Annotated in this window: 15 protein-coding genes, 1 tRNA gene and 1 pseudogene; 8 read left to right on the top strand and 9 right to left on the bottom strand. The window is 74.1% G+C overall.

All coding sequences use genetic code 11. The features are described from left to right. Window positions 1–218: 218 nt before the first annotated feature. The 3 genes from IE286_RS14145 to IE286_RS14135 form a co-directional block, all read right to left on the bottom strand. A complete protein-coding gene (locus tag IE286_RS14145) occupies window positions 219–992 on the bottom strand; it encodes a sulfite exporter TauE/SafE family protein (RefSeq protein WP_189797046.1) in 774 nt (257 codons plus the stop codon). A gap of 148 nt (window positions 993–1140) precedes the next feature. Continuing rightward, the gene (locus tag IE286_RS14140) at window positions 1141–2652 is read right to left on the bottom strand and encodes a long-chain-fatty-acid--CoA ligase (protein WP_189797045.1); all 1512 of its coding nucleotides are present in this window, start codon (window positions 2650–2652) and stop codon (window positions 1141–1143) included. Window positions 2653–2764: 112 nt separating this feature from the next. Beyond that, complete coding sequence (locus tag IE286_RS14135; RefSeq protein WP_189797044.1) at window positions 2765–3952, bottom strand: thiolase family protein; 1188 nt, start codon at window positions 3950–3952, stop codon at window positions 2765–2767. A 136-nt stretch (window positions 3953–4088) separates the two neighbouring features. On the opposite strand from IE286_RS14135, the gene IE286_RS14130 reads away from it, so the two are divergent. Both IE286_RS14130 and IE286_RS14125 read left to right on the top strand, forming a co-directional pair. Continuing rightward, window positions 4089–4907 carry an alpha/beta hydrolase gene (locus IE286_RS14130; protein WP_189797043.1) on the top strand — a complete coding sequence of 273 codons (819 nt, stop codon included), beginning with the start codon at window positions 4089–4091 and terminating at the stop codon, window positions 4905–4907. A gap of 273 nt (window positions 4908–5180) precedes the next feature. Further along, window positions 5181–5651: a Dps family protein gene (locus IE286_RS14125; protein WP_189797042.1), complete on the top strand. Its 471-nt coding sequence runs from the start codon at window positions 5181–5183 to the stop codon at window positions 5649–5651. Between the two features lie 953 nt (window positions 5652–6604). On the opposite strand, the pseudogene IE286_RS14115 reads toward IE286_RS14125, so the two are convergent. Then, window positions 6605–6841: pseudogene (locus tag IE286_RS14115) on the bottom strand (GH25 family lysozyme); the annotation flags it as partial. A 239-nt stretch (window positions 6842–7080) separates the two neighbouring features. Between IE286_RS14115 and IE286_RS14110 the strand changes: the two are divergent. From IE286_RS14110 to IE286_RS14095, 4 genes are all read left to right on the top strand, one after another. Beyond that, complete coding sequence (locus IE286_RS14110; protein WP_189797041.1) at window positions 7081–7893, top strand: SAM-dependent methyltransferase; 813 nt, start codon at window positions 7081–7083, stop codon at window positions 7891–7893. Between the two features lie 91 nt (window positions 7894–7984). Further along, the gene (locus tag IE286_RS14105; protein WP_189797040.1) at window positions 7985–9385 is read left to right on the top strand and encodes a glutamine synthetase family protein; all 1401 of its coding nucleotides are present in this window, start codon (window positions 7985–7987) and stop codon (window positions 9383–9385) included. After that, on the top strand, window positions 9385–10587 hold the full coding sequence (locus tag IE286_RS14100; RefSeq protein ID WP_189797039.1) for an amidohydrolase family protein: 1203 nt from the start codon (window positions 9385–9387) through the stop codon (window positions 10585–10587). The genes IE286_RS14105 and IE286_RS14100 overlap by 1 nt, the downstream gene beginning before the upstream one ends. Before the next feature lie 63 nt (window positions 10588–10650). Further along, on the top strand, window positions 10651–11178 hold the full coding sequence (locus IE286_RS14095; RefSeq protein ID WP_189797132.1) for an NUDIX hydrolase family protein: 528 nt from the start codon (window positions 10651–10653) through the stop codon (window positions 11176–11178). 88 nt (window positions 11179–11266) lie between these two features. On the opposite strand, the gene IE286_RS14090 is transcribed toward IE286_RS14095, so the two are convergent. Further along, window positions 11267–13033: an L-lactate permease gene (locus IE286_RS14090; protein WP_189797038.1), complete on the bottom strand. Its 1767-nt coding sequence runs from the start codon at window positions 13031–13033 to the stop codon at window positions 11267–11269. A 790-nt stretch (window positions 13034–13823) separates the two neighbouring features. Further along, a tRNA-Pro gene (locus IE286_RS14085) sits at window positions 13824–13897 on the bottom strand. Between the two features lie 151 nt (window positions 13898–14048). Between IE286_RS14085 and IE286_RS14080 the strand changes: the two genes are divergently transcribed. Continuing rightward, complete coding sequence (locus IE286_RS14080) at window positions 14049–14756, top strand: thiamine pyrophosphate-binding protein (RefSeq protein ID WP_189797037.1); 708 nt, start codon at window positions 14049–14051, stop codon at window positions 14754–14756. Between the two features lie 72 nt (window positions 14757–14828). Continuing rightward, window positions 14829–15743 (top strand): transketolase family protein, encoded by a 915-nt coding sequence (locus IE286_RS14075; RefSeq protein WP_189797036.1) that lies wholly within the window; start codon window positions 14829–14831, stop codon window positions 15741–15743. On the opposite strand, the gene IE286_RS14070 is transcribed toward IE286_RS14075, so the two are convergent. The 3 genes from IE286_RS14070 to IE286_RS14060 form a co-directional block, all read right to left on the bottom strand. Further along, complete coding sequence (locus tag IE286_RS14070; protein WP_229862696.1) at window positions 15708–17183, bottom strand: MFS transporter; 1476 nt, start codon at window positions 17181–17183, stop codon at window positions 15708–15710. The genes IE286_RS14075 and IE286_RS14070 overlap by 36 nt on opposite strands. Before the next feature lie 379 nt (window positions 17184–17562). Next, window positions 17563–18468 carry a LysR family transcriptional regulator gene (locus IE286_RS14065; RefSeq protein WP_189797035.1) on the bottom strand — a complete coding sequence of 302 codons (906 nt, stop codon included), beginning with the start codon at window positions 18466–18468 and terminating at the stop codon, window positions 17563–17565. 102 nt (window positions 18469–18570) lie between these two features. After that, complete coding sequence (locus tag IE286_RS14060; RefSeq protein WP_189797034.1) at window positions 18571–19764, bottom strand: glycine C-acetyltransferase; 1194 nt, start codon at window positions 19762–19764, stop codon at window positions 18571–18573. Between the last annotated feature and the right edge of the window lie 4 nt (window positions 19765–19768).

Here is a 19768-nt window from a genome sequence, read left to right as displayed (position 1 = left end):
CCGCGGGGTAGGACCAGGGGCGGCGTCCGGCAGGCCGTGCGGTTCTCCGGCCGTTGCCGTCGGCCATGACCTCGGCCGGTGTCCCGCCCGAGCAGGATCACCCACGACAGAGCGCACCCGCCGGCCTCCGGCCGGTTCGCGGCGGCCACGAGGGCGAGGCGGACGGTGCATGCCGGACGACGGGGACCGGACGGCGCCCGGACCCTCCCGGACGGCGTCTAGGCGAGCAGCAGCTGCAGGCCGCCCACGACCGTCGCCGCCACCACCAGCTGCTCGAACAACCGCTGGTCGATGCGGCGCACGGCCCACCTGCCGATCAGCGCGCCGGGCACGACGAACACCGCCAGGGCCGCGTCCAGGACGAGCGAGCGGCCGTCGATCAGGCCGAGTCCCGCGCTGAACGGCACCTTCGAGACATTGACCACGAGGAAGAAGAAGGCCGAGGTGCCAAGGAAGCCGAGCTTCCGGAAGCCGGCCGACAGCAGATACATCGACATCACCGGACCGCCCGCGTTGGCGACCATGGTGGTGAAGCCGCCGAGGACGCCGTAGGAGCGGGCCTTGAGGCGGCCGGCGCGGGTGGTGACCGTGTCCTGCTCGCGCTCGCGTCCGGCCGTCCGCCGCCGCACCACGGTGACGGCCGCCATCAGCAGCAGGATCACTCCGATGGAGGTCCGCATCACGGCGTCGTCGGCCCAGGTCAGGAACAGGGTTCCGGCCACCACGCCGACCGCGACCGCCGGGAACAGCCGCCACAGCGTGGGCCAGTGGGCGTGCCGCCGGTAGGTGAGGACGGCCAGCACGTCACCGGCGATGAGCACCGGCAGCAGCACGCCGGTGGAGGCGCGGGCGGGCAGGACGGCGGCGAAGATCGCGAGGCTGACCGTGTTGGCCCCGCTGACCGCCGTCTTGGAGAAGCCGACCAGCAGGGCCGCGCAGGCGAGCGCCGCGAAGCCCCATCCGCTCAGGTGCCACTGGATGATCGTGTCCATGCGAAGACCGATGCTAGGTGCGGACGGGCGCGCGGCGGCAGGGCCGTCTCGCCAGGTGACCGCTCACCAGGGGCGGGCGGGCCCGCCGGACGGCACGCGGCAGTCGTCGGTGTGCCGGCCGGCGGCCTCCTGCGGGCGGGACCGCGTCTCAGGCACCCGCGTACCGGGCCCGCAGTTCCCGCTTGAGCACCTTCATGCTCGGGCCGAGCGGCAGCGCGTCGGTGATCTCCACGCGCCGCGGGTACTTGTGCCGGCCCAGCCGCTCCTTGGACCAGGCGACGATCTCGTCCGGTGCCACGTCGGTGCCGGGTGCGGGGACGACGACCGCGCACACCTCCTCGCCGTGCAGGTCGTCGGGCACGCCGATGACGGCGACCTGCGCGACGGCGGGGTGACGCAGCAGCACCTCCTCGACCTCGCGCGGGTAGACGTTGTAGCCGCCGCGGATGACGACGTCCTTCTTGCGGTCGACGATCCGGATGAACCCCTCGTCGTCCTTGGTGCCCAGGTCGCCGGTGCGGAACCAGCCGTCGACCAGGGCCTCGGCGGTGGCCTCGGGGCGGCCGAGGTAGCCGGAGAAGACGTTGTGTCCGCGCACCACCACCTCGCCCAGCTCGCCGGGCGCCAGCAGTTCGATCCGGTCCTCGGCCTCGGCGCGGGCGATCTCCACGTCCACGCCCCACAGCGGGTGGCCGACGGTGCCGGGCTTGACGCCGAACACCGGCTGGTTCACGGCCGCCGCCGGGGACGTCTCCGACAGCCCGTACCCCTCGTGGATCTTCGCGCCGAAGGCCGCCTCGAAACGTTCCAGCACCGCCACCGGCAGCGAGGCGCCGCCGGAGACGCACACCCGCAGCTCGGGCAGCGCGTCGGCCTCCTGCGCGGCGGCGGCCAGCGCCACGAACATCGTCGGCACGCCGTGGAAGGTGTTCACGCCCTCCTTCACCATCAGCTCGATCGCGCGGGCGGCGTCGAAGCGCGGCAGCAGCACGAGTGTCGCCCCGGCCCGCCACGTGGAGTTCAGCGAGACCGTCTGCCCGAAGGCGTGGAAGAGCGGCAGTGCGCCGAGCGCGATGTCGTCGGGGCGGACGTCGTTGGCGTCGAAGGCGTTGACGGTCGCGTTCATCACCAGGTTGAAGTGGCTGAGCACGGCGCCCTTGGGGACGCCGGTGGTGCCGCTGGTGTAGAAGACGACGGCCGGGTCGTCGGCGTCGCGGGTGACGTAGGACGGAAGCGGTTCGGCGTCGGCGGCGAGCCGGCCGAACTCCTCGCCGAGGGTGACGACGTCGACGCCCGCCGCCCGGGCGGCGGCGGTACCCGTGTCGGCCTGCGCCGGGTGGCACAGCAGCAGACGGGCGCCGCTGTCCTTCAGGACGTGCTCCACCTCGGGCGCCGACAGCAGCAGATGGACGGGGACGACGACCGCGCCGGCGGCGGCGATCGCGTAGTACGCCACCGGGAACTCGGCGGTGTTGGGGGCCATCAGCGCGACCCGGTCTCCCGGCCGCACCCCGCGCTCGGCCAGCGCGCCGGCCTGGGCGCGGGCCCGCTGCCAGACCTCGGCGAAGCTGTGCCGCACCTCGCCCTCGACGAGGGCGGTCTTGTGCGGGCGGCGACGGGCGTTCTCGGCGAGGACGGCGGCGACGGAGAGGGTGGCCATGCGGAGACTTCCTTCGGGTGCGGCGTCGTTGCTGCGGTGACGGGAGCGATCTGCGCCGGTGCCGGCAGGTCTGCGCTGCGGGCCGCTCGCCCGGGCGGCGGCCCGTGCGGTGTCAGGCCCGTTCGACCAGGACGGTGCTGCCCTGCCCGACGCCCACGCACATGGTGGCCAGGCCGCGGGCCGCGCCGGTGCGGCGCATGCGGTGCAGCAGCGTGGTGAGGATGCGGGCGCCGGAGCAGCCGAGCGGGTGACCGAGGGCGATGGCGCCGCCGGTGGGGTTGACCAGGTCCTCGTCGAGGCCGAGCTGGTCGACGCAGGCGAGCGTCTGGGCGGCGAAGGCCTCGTTGAGCTCGGCCTCCTCGATGTCGTCGATGCTCCAGCCGGCGCGGGCGAGCGCCTTGCGGGTCGCGGGGACCGGCCCGATGCCCATCACGTCGGGGTGGACGCCCGCGGACGCACCGGCGACATAGCGGCCCAGGGACTGAAGTCCCAGCTCGTGCAGGGCGTCCTCGCTGACCAGGAGGAGGCCGGCGGCGCCGTCGTTCATCGGCGAGGCGTTGCCCGCGGTGACCGTGCCGCCGACCCGGAAGACCGGCTTGAGGCGGGCGAGTTTGTCGAGGGAGGTGTCCTCGCGGATGCACTCGTCGCGGTCGACGACCACGCCGTCGGGCCGTTTCACGGGCAGCAGTTCGGCGTCGAAGAGGCCGTCCTCGGCGGCCCGGGCGGCCCGGCGGTGGCTGCGCAGCGCGAACGCGTCCTGGCGTTCGCGCGGGATGCCGTACCGGGCGGCGACCTCCTCGGCGGTCTCGCCCATGGACAGCAGGCCGTGCAGCTCCTCCATGGCCGGGTTGACCAGGCGCCAGCCGAGCCGGGTGTCGTAGGTCTGCATGCCGCGCGGCAGGGCTTCGTCGGGGCGGGGCAGGACGAACGGTGCGCGGCTCATCGACTCCGATCCGCCCGCGAGGACGATGTCCGCCTCGCCGGCGGCGATGGTGCGGGCGGCGGCGGTGACGGCCTCCAGGCCGGAGGCGCACAGCCGGTTCACGGTGGCGCCGGGCACGGTCTCGGGCAGACCGGCGAGCAGGGCGGCCATCCGGGCGACGTTGCGGTTGTCCTCGCCGGCCTGGTTGGCGGCGCCCCAGTACACGTCGTCGATGCGGGCGGGGTCCAGCGCGGGCACGTCGGCGACCAGGGCGCGGAGAACGGCCGCGGCCAGGTCGTCGGGGCGCACGCCGGACAGGGCTCCGCGCAGCTTGCCGATGGGGGTGCGGCGGGCGGCCGCGAAGTGGACGGGACGCACGACGAGACTCCTCCGGGAAAGGCCCGCGCGAGGCCGGCACCGACGTTAACTACCACTGCTAGTTTTGGACTATAGACCGCGGACCGCTCCCCTGGGAAGATCCCCGTGCCGAGCCATGCCGACGCCGGAGGTGGAAATGGCCGAGACCCGCGAACACACCCTGACCGGCACCCGGGGCGCCCTCTGCGTCCACGAGTGGCCGCACGACGAGCCCCGGTACATCGCGCTGCTGGTGCACGGCTACGGCGAGCACGCCGGGCGGTACGCGCAGACGGCCGGCGTGCTCGGGGCGCACGGTGCCGCCGTGTACGCGCCGGACCACATGGGCCACGGCCGCTCGGCGGGCGAACGGGTGGTCGTCGAGGACTTCGAGGACGTGGTGAGCGACGTGCACGCGGTGGCGGATCTCGCCCGCGCCGCGCACCCCGGGCTTCCGCTCGTCGTGATCGGGCACTCCATGGGCGGGCTGATCTCGGCCCGCTACGCCCAGCGGTACGGGTCCGAGCTGACCGCGCTGGTGCTGTCCGGACCGGTCATCGGGGAGTGGGAGCTGCCGGGCCGGCTGCTCGCCCTGCCGGAGATACCCGACACGCCGATCAGCCCGGCGGCGCTGTCCCGCGACCCGGAGGTGGGCGCGGCCTACGCGGCGGACCCGCTGGTGTGGCACGGCCCGATGAAGCGGCCGACGGTGGAGGCGTTCGCGCGGACCCTGCGGACCGTCACCGAGGGCGGGGACGTGGGGGCGCTGCCCGTGCTGTGGCTGCACGGCGACGACGACCGGCTGGTGCCGCTGCCCGGCAGCCGGACCGGTGTCGAACGGCTCACCGGCGGCCAGGGCGGTGACCTGACCGTGCGGATCTACCCGGGCGCCCGCCACGAGGTGTTCGCGGAGACCAACCGGGACGAGGTGTTCGCCGACCTGACGGCGTTCCTGGACCGGGTCGTGCCACGCTGACGCACCGGTGGTTCCGGCGCCACACCGGTGGTGCCGGCCGCTACGTCCGGGAGCGCACGCACACCCGGACGGGGTTTGTTCCGCGGCCGGCGCGCGGGCCGGCGAGCCTGGTCGTGCGTCGTCCGGCCGGCCTGTGCACGTCGTCCGGCGGGCATGTGCGCGTTGTTTGCGGTGCCGAGGCCGGGGCACCCGCGCCTGCACGGGGCCGGTGTGCGAAGGCGCCCGGACGGGTGTTCCCACGGCCCCGGACGACCGCAGAAGGAGAACCACCGTATGTCTGTCGTGAAGAGCACGATTCCCGACTCGGCGCTCCACGTCACCGGAGACGCGTTGCAGAACACCCTGGTGGAGCTTCTGGGGCTGTCGCTGATCGGCAAGCAGGCGCACTGGAACATCGTCGGACCGCGGTTCCGCTCCATCCACCTGCAGCTCGACGAGCTGGTGTCGGCGGCCCGCTCCTTCGCCGACACGGTCGCGGAACGCTCCGCCGCGCTCGGCCTGCCTCCCGACGGCCGCCCGGAGACGATCGCCTCACGGTTCATCCTGCCCGGCCCGAAGGACGGCTGGGTGCGCGACACGGACGTCGTCCAGGTCATGGTGGACGCCCTGGACTCCGCCATAGCACGGCTGCGCGAGCGCATCGAGGCCACCGAGAAGCCGGACCCGGTCACCCAGGACCTGCTGATCACGATCACAGCGGAGCTGGAGAAGCAGCGCTGGATGTTCGCCGCGGAGCAGACATGACCAGGTCAGAGGCCTGTACAGAGTGTGACCTGCACAAACAGGCGTCACAACGTATTTCATGAGATCTCGTGAGGGCGCGTGATCGTACGGAAGGAACCCGGAATCCGACCGCCCACCGGAAGAATCCCGGAACGCTGAACGCCCTGCGACCTCGTGGAACATCCACCCACGACCCCCCACATATGGTGAAGCCCCGCCGCCTGCATGGGAGCGCAGACGGCGGGGCGGCATGGAGCGGCCGCCTCAGACGGGGGGGCGGAGGCGGCCGCCGCTGCCCGTCGCGGCCCGAATCGCCGTCCGGGCCGTGGCGGGAGATCACGGGGTCAGGTGCACCCGTGCCAGGCGTGGCGGCGCAGCCGCACATTGCAGTCGGTCGCCCTTGAGCAGTCCTTTGCGGCCTGGGCCTCGGCCCGCTGCCGGACCAGGTCCGCGCACTCCCGGCAGCCGGGTACGGGCTGCGGCGGATCGCCGATGGCGATGCGGTCGTTGCCCGCGATGCGGATCAGCGCGCGCAGCGGGATCAGCAGACGGCGCTCATCCGTCGCTGCAGCCTCCCTCCGCTGCGCTGCACGACGGCGGCGACGTCGCGGGCGAGCCCGGCAGTGTCCACGTCCAGCTTCACCTTGACCGGGACAGCGGTGGGCTGCTCGTACTGCGGCGGCTTGGCCCAGCCGAGCAGGAGCCCGGCGAGGGTGCGCAGCGGCGTCCAGCCGATCCGGCCGGCGAGTTGTTCGAGGGCGCGCCAGAGCGGCGTACGCGGCCACGGTCGTCGAGCCGAACGAGCCGTCCGAAGCGTACTTCGCGGACAGCAGTCCCTCGGCCTTCAGTGCGGCCTCGACGATCCGGACGTCCGCGGGGTGGGTCTGGTGTCCCTGCGCGGCGCCCGGATCGGTGCGGGCCGCGGCGACGACGTTGGACAGGTCCACCGTTGGCGTGGCCGGTGTGCCGCCCTTGCTCGCCCACGCGCGCAGCGCGGCGCGGTCCGCGAACTGGGCGACGTTCGTGCCGAGGGGCCGGTCGGTGTACTGGTGGCACAGCCACGCAGCCTTGATGCGCGGCTTGCCGGCGGTGACGTAGTCCGCGATCCACAGGGCGTCGCCCGCGTTGCTCGTGGTGTCACGGTGCAGCCAGTGGTTCTGGTCGCAGTACAGGCCGACGCGGTGCGTGCTGCCGCGCAGGCGCCGCACCTCACCCGGTGGACGGTGCGGTGCCGGACCGTGGGCGGCCCGGCACCGGCCTTCGAGCCGGACACGGCGCACCCGCCCCGGGCAAACGCGCCCTTGGTCCCCGTGCGCGCCTGCGGCGGTGCCGGATCGCCGATTCTTAGCACAGAGTGATCACCGCGCGGCACAATGGTCACCGGAGTACCGGGAAGGCCACCGGAGTACCGGGCAGACGCCCATGACCCCGACAGACCAGGAGTGCAGCCGTGCGCGACAGCCACGCCCCGTCGGACACCCCGCCGAAGATCGACACCGGTGTGGCGCACAACGCGCGCGTGTGGAACCACTGGCTGGGCGGCAAGGACAACTACGACGTCGACCGGCAGGTCGGTGACCAGGTCGCCGGAATGTTCCCGGTGATCCGCGAGGTGGCCCGGGCCGACCGCGCGTTCCTCGGGCGGGCGGTGCGCCACCTGGCCGGTGAGCACGGGGTGCGGCAGTTCCTCGACATCGGCACCGGGCTGCCCACCGCCGGCAACACACATGAGACGGCCCAGCGGATCGCGCCCGAGGCACGGATCGTGTACGTCGACAACGACCCGATCGTCCTCGCCCACGCCCGCGCCCTGCTGACCGGCACGCCGCAGGGCGCCACCGCCTACGTCGACGCCGATGTGCACGACCCGGAACGCATCGTCGAACGTGCCGCGGCGACACTGGACTTCGGCCGTCCGGTGGCCGTGATGATGCTGGGCATCCTGAACTTCGTGCTGGACACCGGCACGGCCCGGGACATCGTGCGCCGGATCATGGCCGCGGTGCCCTCGGGCAGCTTCCTGACGCTGACCCACCCGACGTCCGACGCCGACGTCGGCGGCGAGGGCAATGTCGCGGCCATGGCCTTCTGGAACGAGCACGCCGTGCCCCCGATCACCGCCCGGCCGCGCGCGGAGATCGCGTCGTTCCTCGACGGCCTGGACCTGGTCGAGCCCGGTCTGGTGCCGTGTTCGCAGTGGCGTCCCGACGCGGGCACGCCCGCCGCGGTGCCGCAGTTCGGCGCGGTGGCTGTGAAACCCTGACCGGCCGTGCGACCCTGATCGGGGCGGCGCGCCGGCCCGGGTCCCGAGCCCGCCCGCGGGCGGCGGCCCGTCCGATCAGCAGGAGAGACCTATGGCGACCCTCATGGATCCCGTGCCCGGTGGCCGTCCCGGCGAGGTGGAGCGGGCCGGTGCGCTCGCCGCCGAGCTGGCCGAGCACGGCGTGCACGGGATCGTGCTGTCCTATGTCGACACCGCCGGGATCGGCCGGGTCAAGACCATCCCCGTGGCGAGACTGACCGCGGCGGTGGCCTGGGGCGTGGGCATGTCCCCCGTGTTCGACACCTTCCTCTCCGACGACTCGGTCGTCACCACCGACGTGCTCGGCTCCCCCGACGGCGACCTGAGGCTCTACCCGGATCTCGACGAGCTGACCGTGCTGGCCGGACAGCCCGGCTGGGCCTGGGCGCCGGTGGACCGGATCACGCAGGACGGCGAGCCGCACCCCGGATGCACCCGCACCTTCCTGCGCCGTGTCGTCACCGGCGCCGAGCGGCGCCACCGCATCGTCTTCAAGGCGGCCGTCGAGATCGAGTGGGCGGTCGGCCGGGACACCCCGGACGGCTCCTTCGAGCCGGCGGTCGCGGGCCCGGCCTACGGTGCCGTCCGGCAGGTGGAGCTGAGCGACTGCACCGCCGATCTGCTGGCGGCCTGCGCCGCGCAGGGCGTGGACGTCGACCAGATCCACCCGGAATACGCGCCCGGGCAGTTCGAGATCTCCGTCGGCGCCCTCGATCCGCTGGCGGCGGCCGACCGGAGCGTGCTGGTGCGGCAGACCGTGCGGGCCGTGGCCCGGCGGCACGGCCTGCGGGTCTCCTTCGCCCCGGCCGTCGTCGCCGACTCGGTCGGCAACGGCGGTCATCTGCATCTGTCGGCCTGGCGTGACGGCACCAACCTGCACTCCGGCGGCACCGGCCGGTACGGGATGACCGCCGAGGCCGAGTCCTTCACCGCCGGGGTGCTGGCCCACCTGCCCGCCCTGACGGCGGTCACCGCGCCGAGTCCGGCGAGCCGGCTGCGGATGCGGCCGTCCCGCTGGGCGGGCGTGTTCACCGCGTGGGGCCGCGAGACCCGGGAGGCGGCGCTGCGGGTGGTCACCGGAACCCTGGGCGAGCGGGAACGCGCCGCCAACCTGGAGGTCAAACCGGTCGACCTGGCCGCCAACCCGTACCTGGCGCTGGGCTGCGTCATCGCCGCGGGCCTGGACGGCGTGGAGTCCGCGGCCCCGCTGCCGGAGGAGACCACCGGCGACCCGGCGCACCTCGACCCGGCCGTGGCCGAAGCCCGGGGCGTGAGGCGCCTGCCGGCGAGCCTGGCCGAGTCGGTGACCGCGTTCCGCGCGGACGGGGTGCTGCGCGACGCGCTCGGCCCGGTGCTGGCCGATGCGGTGACCGCCGTGCGCGAAGGGGAGATCGCGGCCTCCTGCGGACTGGACGACGCCCAGGTGGCGGCCGCCTACCGCTGGAGGTACTGATGGGCGATGACACCGGGCCGGTCCGGGAAGCGCTCGACACGCTCGACCTGGTGGACCACCACTGCCACGGGATCGTCACCTTTGGCCTGGACCGGCAGGGGTTCGAGTCCCTGCTCACCGAGGGCGCGGCATGGCCGGGCAGCGGGATCTCGCTGTTCGACACCCCGGCCGGGGTGGCCGTGCGCCGCCACTGCGCCCCGGTCCTGGGCCTGCCCCGGCACGCTCCGCCCGAGGAGTATCTGGCGCGGCGCGCGGAGCTGGGCGGGCCGAAGGCGAGCCGGCGTCTGCTGGCCGCCGCCGGCGTCTCGGCCTTCTGCGTGGACACCGGCTACGCGGCCGAGCGGCTGACCGGCCCGGCCGAGCTGGCCGAGCTGGCCGCCCGGCCGGGTGTGCGGCCGGCTGCGTACGAGGTGGTCCGGCTGGAGAGCGTCGCCGAGGCCGTCGCGGCGCGGGGCGTGGAGCCGGACGAGTACGCCGCCGCGGTGGAGGCCGCCGTGCGGCAGGCCGTGGCCCGCCCCGGTGTGGTCGCGGTGAAGTCCGTGGCCGCCTACCGCACCGGCTTCGCCCTGGACCCGGCGCGCCCGGCCGAGGAGGAGGTGACCCGGGCGGCGGCCGCCTGGCTCGCCGGGCCCGGCCAGGGCGACGGCCGTCGTCTGGCCGATCCGGTGCTGGTCCGGCATCTGCTGTGGACGGCCGTCGAGGTGGGCCTGCCGCTGCAGTTGCACACCGGGTTCGGCGACAGCGACCTGCACCTGCACCGCGCTGACCCCGCCCTGCTGACCGACTGGCTGCGCCTGACGGCCGGCACGGTCCCGGTGATGCTGCTGCACTGCTGGCCCCACCAGCGGCAGGCCGCGTATCTCGCGGCCGTCTTCGAGCAGGTGTACCTCGACGTCGGGCTGGCCCTGCACCACGTCGGTCCGGCCCGCGCCGGCGCCGTCCTCGCCGAGGCCCTGGAGATCACCCCGTTCCGCAAGCTGCTGTACAGCTCCGACGCGTTCGGGCTGGCCGAGTTCCACCATCTGGGCGCGGTCGCCTTCCGCCGGGGCCTGGCCGGTCTGCTGCAGCAGCGGGTGGACGCCGGCGAACTGAGCCTGCCGGACGCGCTGCGGATCGCCCGGTGGACGGGCCGTGACAACGCCCTGCGGGTGTACCGACTGCCCGCCCCGGACGACCCCGGCGACCGCACCGGCGCCCGGTGACGATCTCGTCGGGAGACCTCCCCCGACGCCCGACCCTGAAAGTATGATCAAGCGATGTCTGACATGACCGAGACCACACCCGGCTGGCTGACCGTCGACGAGCTGGAGGCGGCACGCGCCCGCATGCCGATCCTCTACGTCGAGGCCGTGCCGGTGCGTGTCGACGACAACGGCGAAGTGACCAGCATCGGTCTGCTGCTGCGCATCGGGCCGGACGGTACGGTCAGCCGGACCCTGGTCTCCGGCCGGGTGCTGCACCACGAGCGGGTCCGCGACGCCCTGCTGCGTCACCTGGAGAAGGACCTCGGGCCCGTCGCGCTGCCCCGGGTGCCCGCCTCGCTGCAGCCCTTCACCGTCGCCGAGTACTTCCCGACGGCCGGGATCACCCCGTTCCACGACCCGCGCCAGCACGCCGTGTCGCTCGCCTACATCGTCCCGGTCGCGGGCGACTGCCGGCCCCGCCAGGACGCTCTGGACCTGGTCTGGTTCAGCCCGCAGGAGGCGCTCTCCCCGGCGGTGCAGAGCGAGATGCCCGGCGGGCACGGGGTGCTGCTGAAGCAGGCGCTGGCGCATGTGGGGCACGTGTACTGAGGGCGGGGCGGCCGGGACCGTGCTCCGGCGCAGGCGCGGGGCGCGGCCCCGGGGCGCGGGTCGTGTCACGCCGGTCGCGGCCCCTGGGTCAGCGGGTACCGGCCGGGGTGTCCACGACCATCCAGTCAAGGACCGGGGTGCTCTGCAGGTACACCAGTGCGCACATGAAGAGCATGAAGACCACGCTCCACACGATGACCCGGCGGAACAGGAACCCCTCGCGGCCCTCGTAGCCGACGGCGGCCGCGGCGATGGCGAGGTTCTGCGGGGAGATCATCTTGCCGAGCACGCCACCGGAGGAGTTGGCCGCGGCCATCAGGGTGGGTGACAGGCCTGCCTGATGGGCGGCGGTGATCTGCAGGGCGCCGAAGAGCGAGTTGGACGAGGTGTCGGATCCGGTGACGGCGACCCCCAGCCAGCCGAGGATCGGCGAGAGGAAGGCGAAGGCTCCTCCGGCGCCGGCCACCCACAGGCCCAGCGTGGTGGTCTGACCGGACTCGTTCATGAGGTAGCCGAGACCCAGCACCAGCATCACGGTGAGCACCGTGAACTTCAGCTGGTTCAGGGTGTGTCCGTAGGCGCGCAGGGCCCGGCGCGGACCGATCCCGAGCAGGACCGTGCTGATCACCCCGGCCACCAGCAGCAGGGTGCCGGCCGCCGAGAGGTAGTTGAGCTTGAAGGTGGTGGCCACCGGGTCGCCGTCGGCGGCGGAGATGTGCAGTCCCGGCCAGGTGACGATCTGCGTGACCGCCTCCAGGCCGGTGCCGCTCTCGCCGGGCTCGGCCGGGGCCTTTCCGGTGATCGCCGGGACCCGGGTGGCCAGCACGAAGACCACGATGATGGCCAGGTAGGGCGCGTACGCACGGAAGACGTCCAGCGGTGTGTCGCGCGCCGTGCGGGCGGCGACGGCGTGTGCGGGGGCTGGTTCCTCCGCGTCCGCGGATCCTGTGCGGCCGGATGCCCCCGGCCGGCGGGCTGCTCCGGCACCGCCGGGCCGGGCGTCGTCCGCGTCGTCCTCCTGGTACGGCTCCGCGGCGTGCCAGACCCGGGTGAACGCCAGGACCGCCAGCGCGGAGGCGAGCGCGGCGACGATGTCGGCGAGCGGCACCGACCAGAAGTTCGAGGACAGGTACTGGAAGACGGCGAAGGACACCCCGCACACCAGGGCCGGCGGCCAGGTCTGCCGCAGGCCCCTGCGGCCGTCGACGATGAACACCAGGGCCAGCGGCACGAAGAGTGCCAGGACGGGCGTCTGGCGGCCGACCATCGCGCCGAGGTCCTCCACGGACAGGCCGGTGACGCCCGCGAGGGTGGTGATCGGCACCGCGATGGCGCCGAACGCCACGGGCGCGGTGTTGGCGACCAGCGCGACGGCGGCGGCCTTGAGCGGCCTGAAGCCCAGGGCGATCAGCATGACCGAACTCATCGCGACGGGAGTGCCGAAACCGGCCAGCGCCTCCATGAGCGCACCGAAGCAGAAGGCGATGATGATGGCCTGCACCCGCTGGTCGTCGCTGATCGAGGCGAACGACCGGCGCAGCACGTCGAAGTGCCCGGTGGCGACGGTGAGGTTGTAGACCCAGATCGCGTTGATGACGATCCACATGATCGGGAAGAAACCGAACGCGGCGCCCAGCAGCCCGCTGTCGAGCGCGTCGCCGACCGGCATCCCGTACGCGGCGACCGCGACCACCACGGCGACGGCGAAGGCGATCAGCGAGGCGAGCCACGCTTTCATGCGCACCACGCCGAGCAGCACGAACAGGGTGAGCAGCGGAAGGATCGCGACGGCGGACGACAGCCCGAGCGAGTCGGCCACCGGACTGTAGTCCTGCTGATAGCTGGCCAGGATCATGAAGCAGCCTTTCCCTGCGACACCGGCCGCACCGGGTGGCGCCCTGGTGCGGCACGGAGGTGGCCGGTCGGACGGCGTGCGCGACGGCGGCGCCGGGGCGGCCGGGCGAGAGCCGCATCGTCATGCCGGGCGGGCAGCGCCGGGTGCCTGTGCTGGGGGCGATCGCGGCGGGGTCCCCTTCTCCGCTGCCGGGCGGCGGCCCGCATCGGTCACCCGGGCCGGCGGTCTCGCGGCCGCCCGGCCCGGCCGTCGGACGGGCGCGGCCCGGCACGGGGCCGCCGGCCAGGCAGCGGGCCGCCGGCGCACGGGGTGACCGCCGCCTGCGGCACGTCGGGGCCGGTGCGGGGACGGCAGCACGGCGCGGTGTCCGCGTGCGGTCCGGCAGCGCTGCGACAGCCGGGCGGCGGCTCCTGGCCAAAGGCGGCAGTCGGGGCACCTCGCCGGTACCCGCCGCCGCGGCGCCGGACCGTCCGACGCCCGGCCTGCGGGCAGCGAACGGCTCGGCGGTCTCGGCGCACAGTGACAGGTCGTCTCATGCGGGCACTCCGGGGTACGGCCGCCATGGCCGGTTCCACCGCTCGGCAGGCATCGGCCGGATGCCGGAAGGATGCAGTGGTGTCATGGCCAGGTCAAGGGAGGGGGCGCCCTTCGGTGCGGGTGCGGGTGTCCCGGGTCCGCCGGGCGAAGCAGCCGAACATCGGGCCGCAGGATCGAGCGACCGGCTCCGGACATGGCCGAGGGCCGGTTCCGGACACCTCCGGAACCGGCCCTGACCTGCGACTGTCTCCAGTCGGGACGACAGGATTTGAACCTGCGACCCCTTGACCCCCAGTCAAGTGCGCTACCAAGCTGCGCCACGTCCCGTTGCCCGTGTGAACTGGAGTTTCCGGCCCCCACGCGCAGGAAAACCATACCGCACTCTCTTCGGTGCTCGCGCACCTTGCCTCCCCCGCCCGGTGTGCGGGGCCGTGGCGCAGTTGACCTCAAGTCCGCTTGAGGTCGCAGAGTCGTCGGCATGACGACCACCGACGCACTGGGGCGTGCCTACGGGTACGCCGACCTGCCCCGGCTGATGGGCCTGATGACCGGCGACGAGAAGCACGGCCCGGCCGCCACCTCCACCCTGGACGTGCTCTGGGTGCTCTACGACCGGGTGCTGCGGGTCGATCCCGGGCGGCCGGACGCCCCGGAGCGGGACCGGTTCCTGCTGTCCAAGGGGCACGGGCCGATGGCGTACTACGCGGTGCTCGCCGCGAAGGGTTTCCTGCCGGTCGACTGGCTGCCGGGCTTCGGCTCCTACGACTCGCCGCTCGGTCACCATCCCGACCGCACGCTGATCCCGGGCGTCGAGATCAGCAGCGGTTCCCTGGGGCACGGGCTGCCCATCGCCGTGGGCACCGCGCTCGGGCTGCGCGCCCAGGGGCTGCACCGGCCCCGGGTGTGGGTGCTGATCGGCGACGCCGAGCTGGACGAGGGCAGCAACCACGAGGCGATCGCGTTCGCCGGGCCCGCCGGGCTGGAGCGGCTGCACACCGTCGTGGTCGACAACGCCTCCGCCGTCCATGCCCGCCCCGGCGGCATCGCGGCCCGCTTCGAGGCGGCCGGCTGGTCGGCGGTGACCGTCGACGGCCGTGACCACGAGAAGCTGTACGCCGCCTTCACCGCCGCGCATCCGGGCCGGCCGCACGTGGTGGTGGCCCGGGTCGAACCGAAGGACGCCTGAGCACCCGCCGCTTCTCCCCCCGTTCTCCCGCTCACGGCGGAAAGCCCGCTCACAACGGAAAGAGTGCTGCTGATGGACACCATGCGTGACCGCCTCGCCCCGGTCGTCACCCGGCTGCTTCAGGAGGATCCGCGGGTCGCGGTCGTCCTCGCCGAGATCGGCAAGGACGGCTTCGCAGAGGCCCTGCGCCGGTACCCCGACCGGGTGATCAACGTCGGCATCCGGGAACAGCTGCTGGTCGGCGCCGCCGCGGGAATGGCGCTGACAGGGCTGCGGCCCGTGGTGCACACCTTCGCCAGTTTCCTCGTCGAGCGCCCCTTCGAGCAGGTCAAACTCGACTTCGGGCATCAGGGCGCGGGCGCGGTGCTGGTGAGCGCCGCCGCCTCCTACGACTGGCCGGCGGGCGGCTACACCCACATGGCGCCGGGGGACGTGGCGCTGCTGGACACCCTGGACGGCTGGACCGTGCATGTGCCGGGGCACCCGGACGAGGCCGAGACCCTGCTGCGGCACGCGGTGGCCGCGGGCGACGACACGGTGTACGTGCGGCTGTCCGTGCAGTCCAACGCCCAGGCGCGGCAGGTGGACGGGGAGCGCTTCCTGACCGTGCGCGAGGGCCGCGGCGGGGTCGTGGTCGCCGTCGGTCCCCTGCTCGACGCGGTGCTCGAGGCCACCGAGGGCCTCGACGCCACCGTGCTGTACGCGACGACGGTACGGCCCTTCGACGGCGAGGCGCTGCGCCGGGCCACCCGGACGGGCGGGACCGACGTCGTCCTGGTCGAGCCGTACCTGGCCGGCACGTCGACGGCGGCGGCGAGTGACGCGCTGGCCCATGTGCCGCACCGGGTGCTCGGTCTCGGGGTGGGCCGCGCGGAGCTGAGGCGGTACGGGACCGTGGAGCAGCACACCGCCGCGCACGGCCTGGACGCCGCGTCGCTGCGGCAGCGGATCTCAGGCTTCTTCCAGCAGGGCGCCGCCGGGGCCTGAGCGCGGCCGGTCCGGTGCGTCCGCCCGCACCAGGCCGCGTATCGCGGGCACCGACAGCAGCGCGGCCGGCACCACCAGGCTGATCGCCGCGGCCACCAGCAGCGTGCGGTCCGTGCCGAGCAGCGCCGCGGAGGGTCCGGCGAGGGCCTGGCCGACGGGCATCATGGCCAGGGAGCCCGCCACGTCGTAGGCGTGGATGCGGTTGAGGACGTCCGGCGGGACCTGGGTCTGCACGCTGGTCGCCCACATCACGCCCCAGAAGGCCTGCCCCGCCCCGGCGACGGCGGCGCCCGCGGCCATCGCCCGGACGCCGGTGCCGGCACCGACGGTGGCCGGGAAGCAGACGAAGGCGAACAGGGCGAGCGCGCCGGCCCGGAGCATCCGGCGGGGCCGCAGCCGGAGGGCGAGGAAGCCGCCGACGACGGTTCCGGCGCCGAGCGCGGAGTTGACCAGTCCGTAGGCGCGCGGGCCGTGCTGCCGGACCACCTCCGTGGCCACCAGCGGGACGGTGGGCCCCCACGCGGCGACCATGTACAGACACCACACGGCGATGACGGCCCACAGCCAGGTCCGCGACCGGAACTCCCGCCATCCCTCGGCGAGATCCGCCCGGAAGGTGCCGGTGCCCGGCTCGGCCGGGGAGCTGCCGGGCCGCGCCGGGGGAAGCCGGAGCAGCAGCAGGCACAGCGCGCTGAACCCGTAGGTGGCGGCGTGGGCCGCGAAGACCCCGCCGGGCGAGACGAGCCCGACGAGCAGACCGGCGACGGCGGGTCCCGCGAGCTGGGCCGAGGACTCCGCGATGCGTATCGCCCCGTTGGCCGCCTGGACGTCGGCGGCGAGCCGGGGCACCGTGCTGGCGACGCCGGGCTGGAACACCGCGCTCGCCACGCCGTTGGTGAAGCCGATCGCGCAGATCTGCCACAGCACCACGTGCCCGGAGAAGAACAGCACCGCGGCCACGGACTGGGTGCCCAGCCGGACCAGGTCGGCGCCGATCATCAGTGTGCGGGTGGAGAAGCGGTCGGCGACGACCCCGCCGAAGACGACGAGCCCGGCGAAGGCGGCGGCCGCGGACGCCATGGCGAGGCCGACCGCTCCCGCGCCATAGCCGTGCTGCAGCAGGCCCGCGGCGAGCGCGACGGGCAGCATGGTGTCGCCGAGCCGGGCGACCGCGCGGGCCGCGAGGAACAGGGCGACATCACGCGACCACAGGGACGCGGGCCGCGCCGTGTCCGCCGTCTCGGTGCGCCCGGTGGCTCCTGCGCCGCTTCGGCGGCCGTCCCGGCCGCCGGCCCCGTCCGGCTCGGCGGCGTCCGTGACGTGGGATCCGGTGGCGTCCTCGGCATGCACGGGGGTGCCGCGGCCGGTGGTTCCGCTTCCCCTGCCGGGCCCGCTCGCGAACGTGCCGCCGTGCGGTCCCGGTGCCGGCCTGTCGGCCATCCCCTCGCCCCCTCCCCTGTCGGACCCCTGTCGGACCGATCCCCCGCTGTCCGCCTGCGCGGAGCGGCCGGATACGGCCGCACGCCGGCTGCGTCCACGTCATCGGATCATGCCACGGCCCGCTGACAACGCCCCCTGGCGTGCACGGACCGCCGTGCCCGGGAAGGTGCCGGGGCCGGGTGCGGCGGGCGGCAAGCAGGCATACGGCCGACAGGCTCGCGGCCGGCGGGCGTGCCGGCGGGCACGCTGCGGCTGTGGGGTGCGAGCATGCTTGCGGGTCCGGGCAGCCGGGACGGGGTGTGCGGCGGCGGGAGCCGGCAAAGGAGGACGCGCCGCCCTCCTGCGTCCCCGGGCTGCGTCCCCGGGCTGCGTCCCCGGGCTACGTCGCCGGGGCCGCCTCCCCCAGCGCCTCCAGCACGGGCTTGATCAGCGGGTGCTCCTCGGCGCCCCGGCGCACCGCAGCGAAGACCCGGCGCGTAGGCGCCACTCCGTCGACGGGGCGCACGACCACGCCCGCGAGGTCCATGCCGCGCAGCGCGGAGCGCGGCACCAGCGCCACGCCGGCGTCGGCGGCGGCAAGGGCCACCACCGCACGGAAGTCGTCCGAGGAATGCTCCAGGCGTGGCTGGAAGCCGGCGATCTCGCAGGCCAGGACGACCACGTCGTGGCAGGGGTTGCCGGGGTAGGGGCCGATCCAGGGGTCCTTGGCCAGTTCGGCGAGCGGCATCTCGGCGGCGCCCGCCATGCGGTGGGTGACCGGCACCACGGCGTCGAAGGGCTCGGCGTACAGCGGGACGTGGGTCAGGCGGGGGTCGTCGGCGGGCGGCGCGCCCCGGTACTCGACGGCCACCGCGACGTCGACCTGCCGGTCGAGCACCATCGGCAGGCTGGCGTCGCCCTCGGCGTCCTGGACGCGGATGCGGATGCCCGGTGCCGTGCGGGCCAGGCGGCCCACCGCGGGCGCGACGACCTCGGCGATGCCGGTGGCGAACGCGGCCACCGTCACCATGCCGGCCTGTCCCGCGCCGTAGGCCGCCAGTTCGGCCTCGGCCCGCTCCAGTTGGGCCAGGACGGCGTTGGTGTGGTTGAGCAGGATCTCCCCGGCCGGGGTGAGCCGTACGCCCTTGGCGCTGCGTTCGAACAGGCGGTGGCCGGTCTCCTGCTCCAGGGCCGCCAGCTGCTGGGAGACGGCGGACGGGGTGAGGTAGAGCGCGGCGGCCGCTGCGGTGACCGTACGGTGATCGGCCACCGCACGGAGGATGTGCAGCCGCCGCGCTTCGATCATTCCCCCATTATCACAGGGCGTCGGTGCTGGTCGGACTCCCGCTCCGACGCCCGTCCGGGAGCGCGGCCGGACGCGTGCTCCCGGGCGGGCGATGGTTTTCGGTCAGGCCTCCAGGGCGGCGCGGGCGGCGACGAAGGCGTCCACCGCGCGGTTGACGTCGTCCGTGGAGTGCGCGGCCGACAGCTGCACGCGGATGCGGGCCTGGCCCTGCGGCACCACCGGGTAGGAGAAGCCGATCACGTACACGCCGCGCTCCAGCAGCAGCTCGGCCATGCGGCCGGCCCGGGCCGCGTCACCGATCATCACCGGGGTGATGGGGTGGTCGCCGGGGAGGATGTCGAAGCCCTCCTCGGTCATGCGGCGGCGGAACAGGGCGGTGTTGGCGGCGAGCTTCTCCCGCAGGTCGCCGGCCGATTCCAGCAGGTCGAGCACCCGCAGGGAGGCGGCGGCGATCACCGGGGCGAGGGTGTTGGAGAACAGGTAGGGGCGGGAGCGCTGGCGCAGCAGGGCGACGATCTCGGCGCGGGCGGCGACGTAGCCGCCGGAGGCACCGCCGAGCGCCTTGCCGAGGGTGCCGGTGACGATGTCGACGCGGTCCATGACGCCGTGCAGCTCGGGGGTGCCGCGCCCGCCCGGGCCGACGAACCCGACGGCGTGCGAGTCGTCGACCATGACCATCGCGTCGTAGCGGTCGGCGAGGTCGCAGATCTCGCGCAGCGGTGCGACATAGCCGTCCATGGAGAACACGCCGTCGGTGACGATCAGCCGGCGCCGGGCGTCACAGGCCTCCTTCAGCTTCGCCTCCAGGTCCGCGAGGTCGCGGTTGGCGTAGCGGTAGCGGCGGGCCTTGGACAGGCGGATGCCGTCGATGATGGAGGCGTGGTTGAGGGCGTCGGAGATGACCGCGTCCCGGTCGTCGAGCAGCGTCTCGAACACGCCGCCGTTGGCGTCGAAGCAGGAGGAGTACAGGATCGTGTCCTCCTGGCCGAGGAACGCCGACAGCCGCGCCTCCAGCTCCTTGTGCACCTCCTGGGTGCCGCAGATGAAGCGCACGGAGGCCATGCCGTAGCCCCAGCGGTCCAGGGCCTCGTGGGCGGCGGCGATGACCTCGGGGTGGTCGGCCAGGCCCAGGTAGTTGTTGGCGCAGAAGTTGAGGACCTCGCCGGGGCGGCCGCCCGAGGTCACGTTGACGGTCGCGGACTGCGGGGTGCCGATGACGCGCTCGGGCTTGTGCAGGCCGGCGGCGCGGATCTCGTCGAGGGTGGCGCGCAGGTCGTCGCGCACGGAGTCGAACATCGCT

This window comes from Streptomyces thermodiastaticus (genome assembly GCF_014656135.1).
GTDB classification, from domain to species: Bacteria; Actinomycetota; Actinomycetes; order Streptomycetales; family Streptomycetaceae; genus Streptomyces; species Streptomyces thermodiastaticus.
The sequence above is the reverse complement of the archived record's forward strand: the minus strand, read 5'-3'. Positions and strand labels throughout refer to the sequence as shown.

Bases quoted from the DNA above. Each gene is read 5' to 3' on its own strand.
- IE286_RS14070 (WP_229862696.1), bottom strand. From the start codon at position 17,183: ATGGCCGACAGGCCGGCACCGGGACCGCACGGCGGCACGTTCGCGAGC.
- IE286_RS14060 (WP_189797034.1), bottom strand. From the start codon at position 19,764: ATGTTCGACTCCGTGCGCGACGACCTGCGCGCCACCCTCGACGAGATC.
- IE286_RS14140 (WP_189797045.1), bottom strand. From the start codon at position 2,652: ATGGCCACCCTCTCCGTCGCCGCCGTCCTCGCCGAGAACGCCCGTCGC.
- IE286_RS14095 (WP_189797132.1), top strand. From the start codon at position 10,651: ATGACCGAGACCACACCCGGCTGGCTGACCGTCGACGAGCTGGAGGCG.
- IE286_RS14090 (WP_189797038.1), bottom strand. From the start codon at position 13,033: ATGATCCTGGCCAGCTATCAGCAGGACTACAGTCCGGTGGCCGACTCG.
- IE286_RS14105 (WP_189797040.1), top strand. From the start codon at position 7,985: ATGGCGACCCTCATGGATCCCGTGCCCGGTGGCCGTCCCGGCGAGGTG.
- IE286_RS14145 (WP_189797046.1), bottom strand. From the start codon at position 992: ATGGACACGATCATCCAGTGGCACCTGAGCGGATGGGGCTTCGCGGCG.
- IE286_RS14080 (WP_189797037.1), top strand. From the start codon at position 14,049: ATGACGACCACCGACGCACTGGGGCGTGCCTACGGGTACGCCGACCTG.
- IE286_RS14075 (WP_189797036.1), top strand. From the start codon at position 14,829: ATGGACACCATGCGTGACCGCCTCGCCCCGGTCGTCACCCGGCTGCTT.
- IE286_RS14065 (WP_189797035.1), bottom strand. From the start codon at position 18,468: ATGATCGAAGCGCGGCGGCTGCACATCCTCCGTGCGGTGGCCGATCAC.
- IE286_RS14125 (WP_189797042.1), top strand. From the start codon at position 5,181: ATGTCTGTCGTGAAGAGCACGATTCCCGACTCGGCGCTCCACGTCACC.
- IE286_RS14130 (WP_189797043.1), top strand. From the start codon at position 4,089: ATGGCCGAGACCCGCGAACACACCCTGACCGGCACCCGGGGCGCCCTC.
- IE286_RS14100 (WP_189797039.1), top strand. From the start codon at position 9,385: ATGGGCGATGACACCGGGCCGGTCCGGGAAGCGCTCGACACGCTCGAC.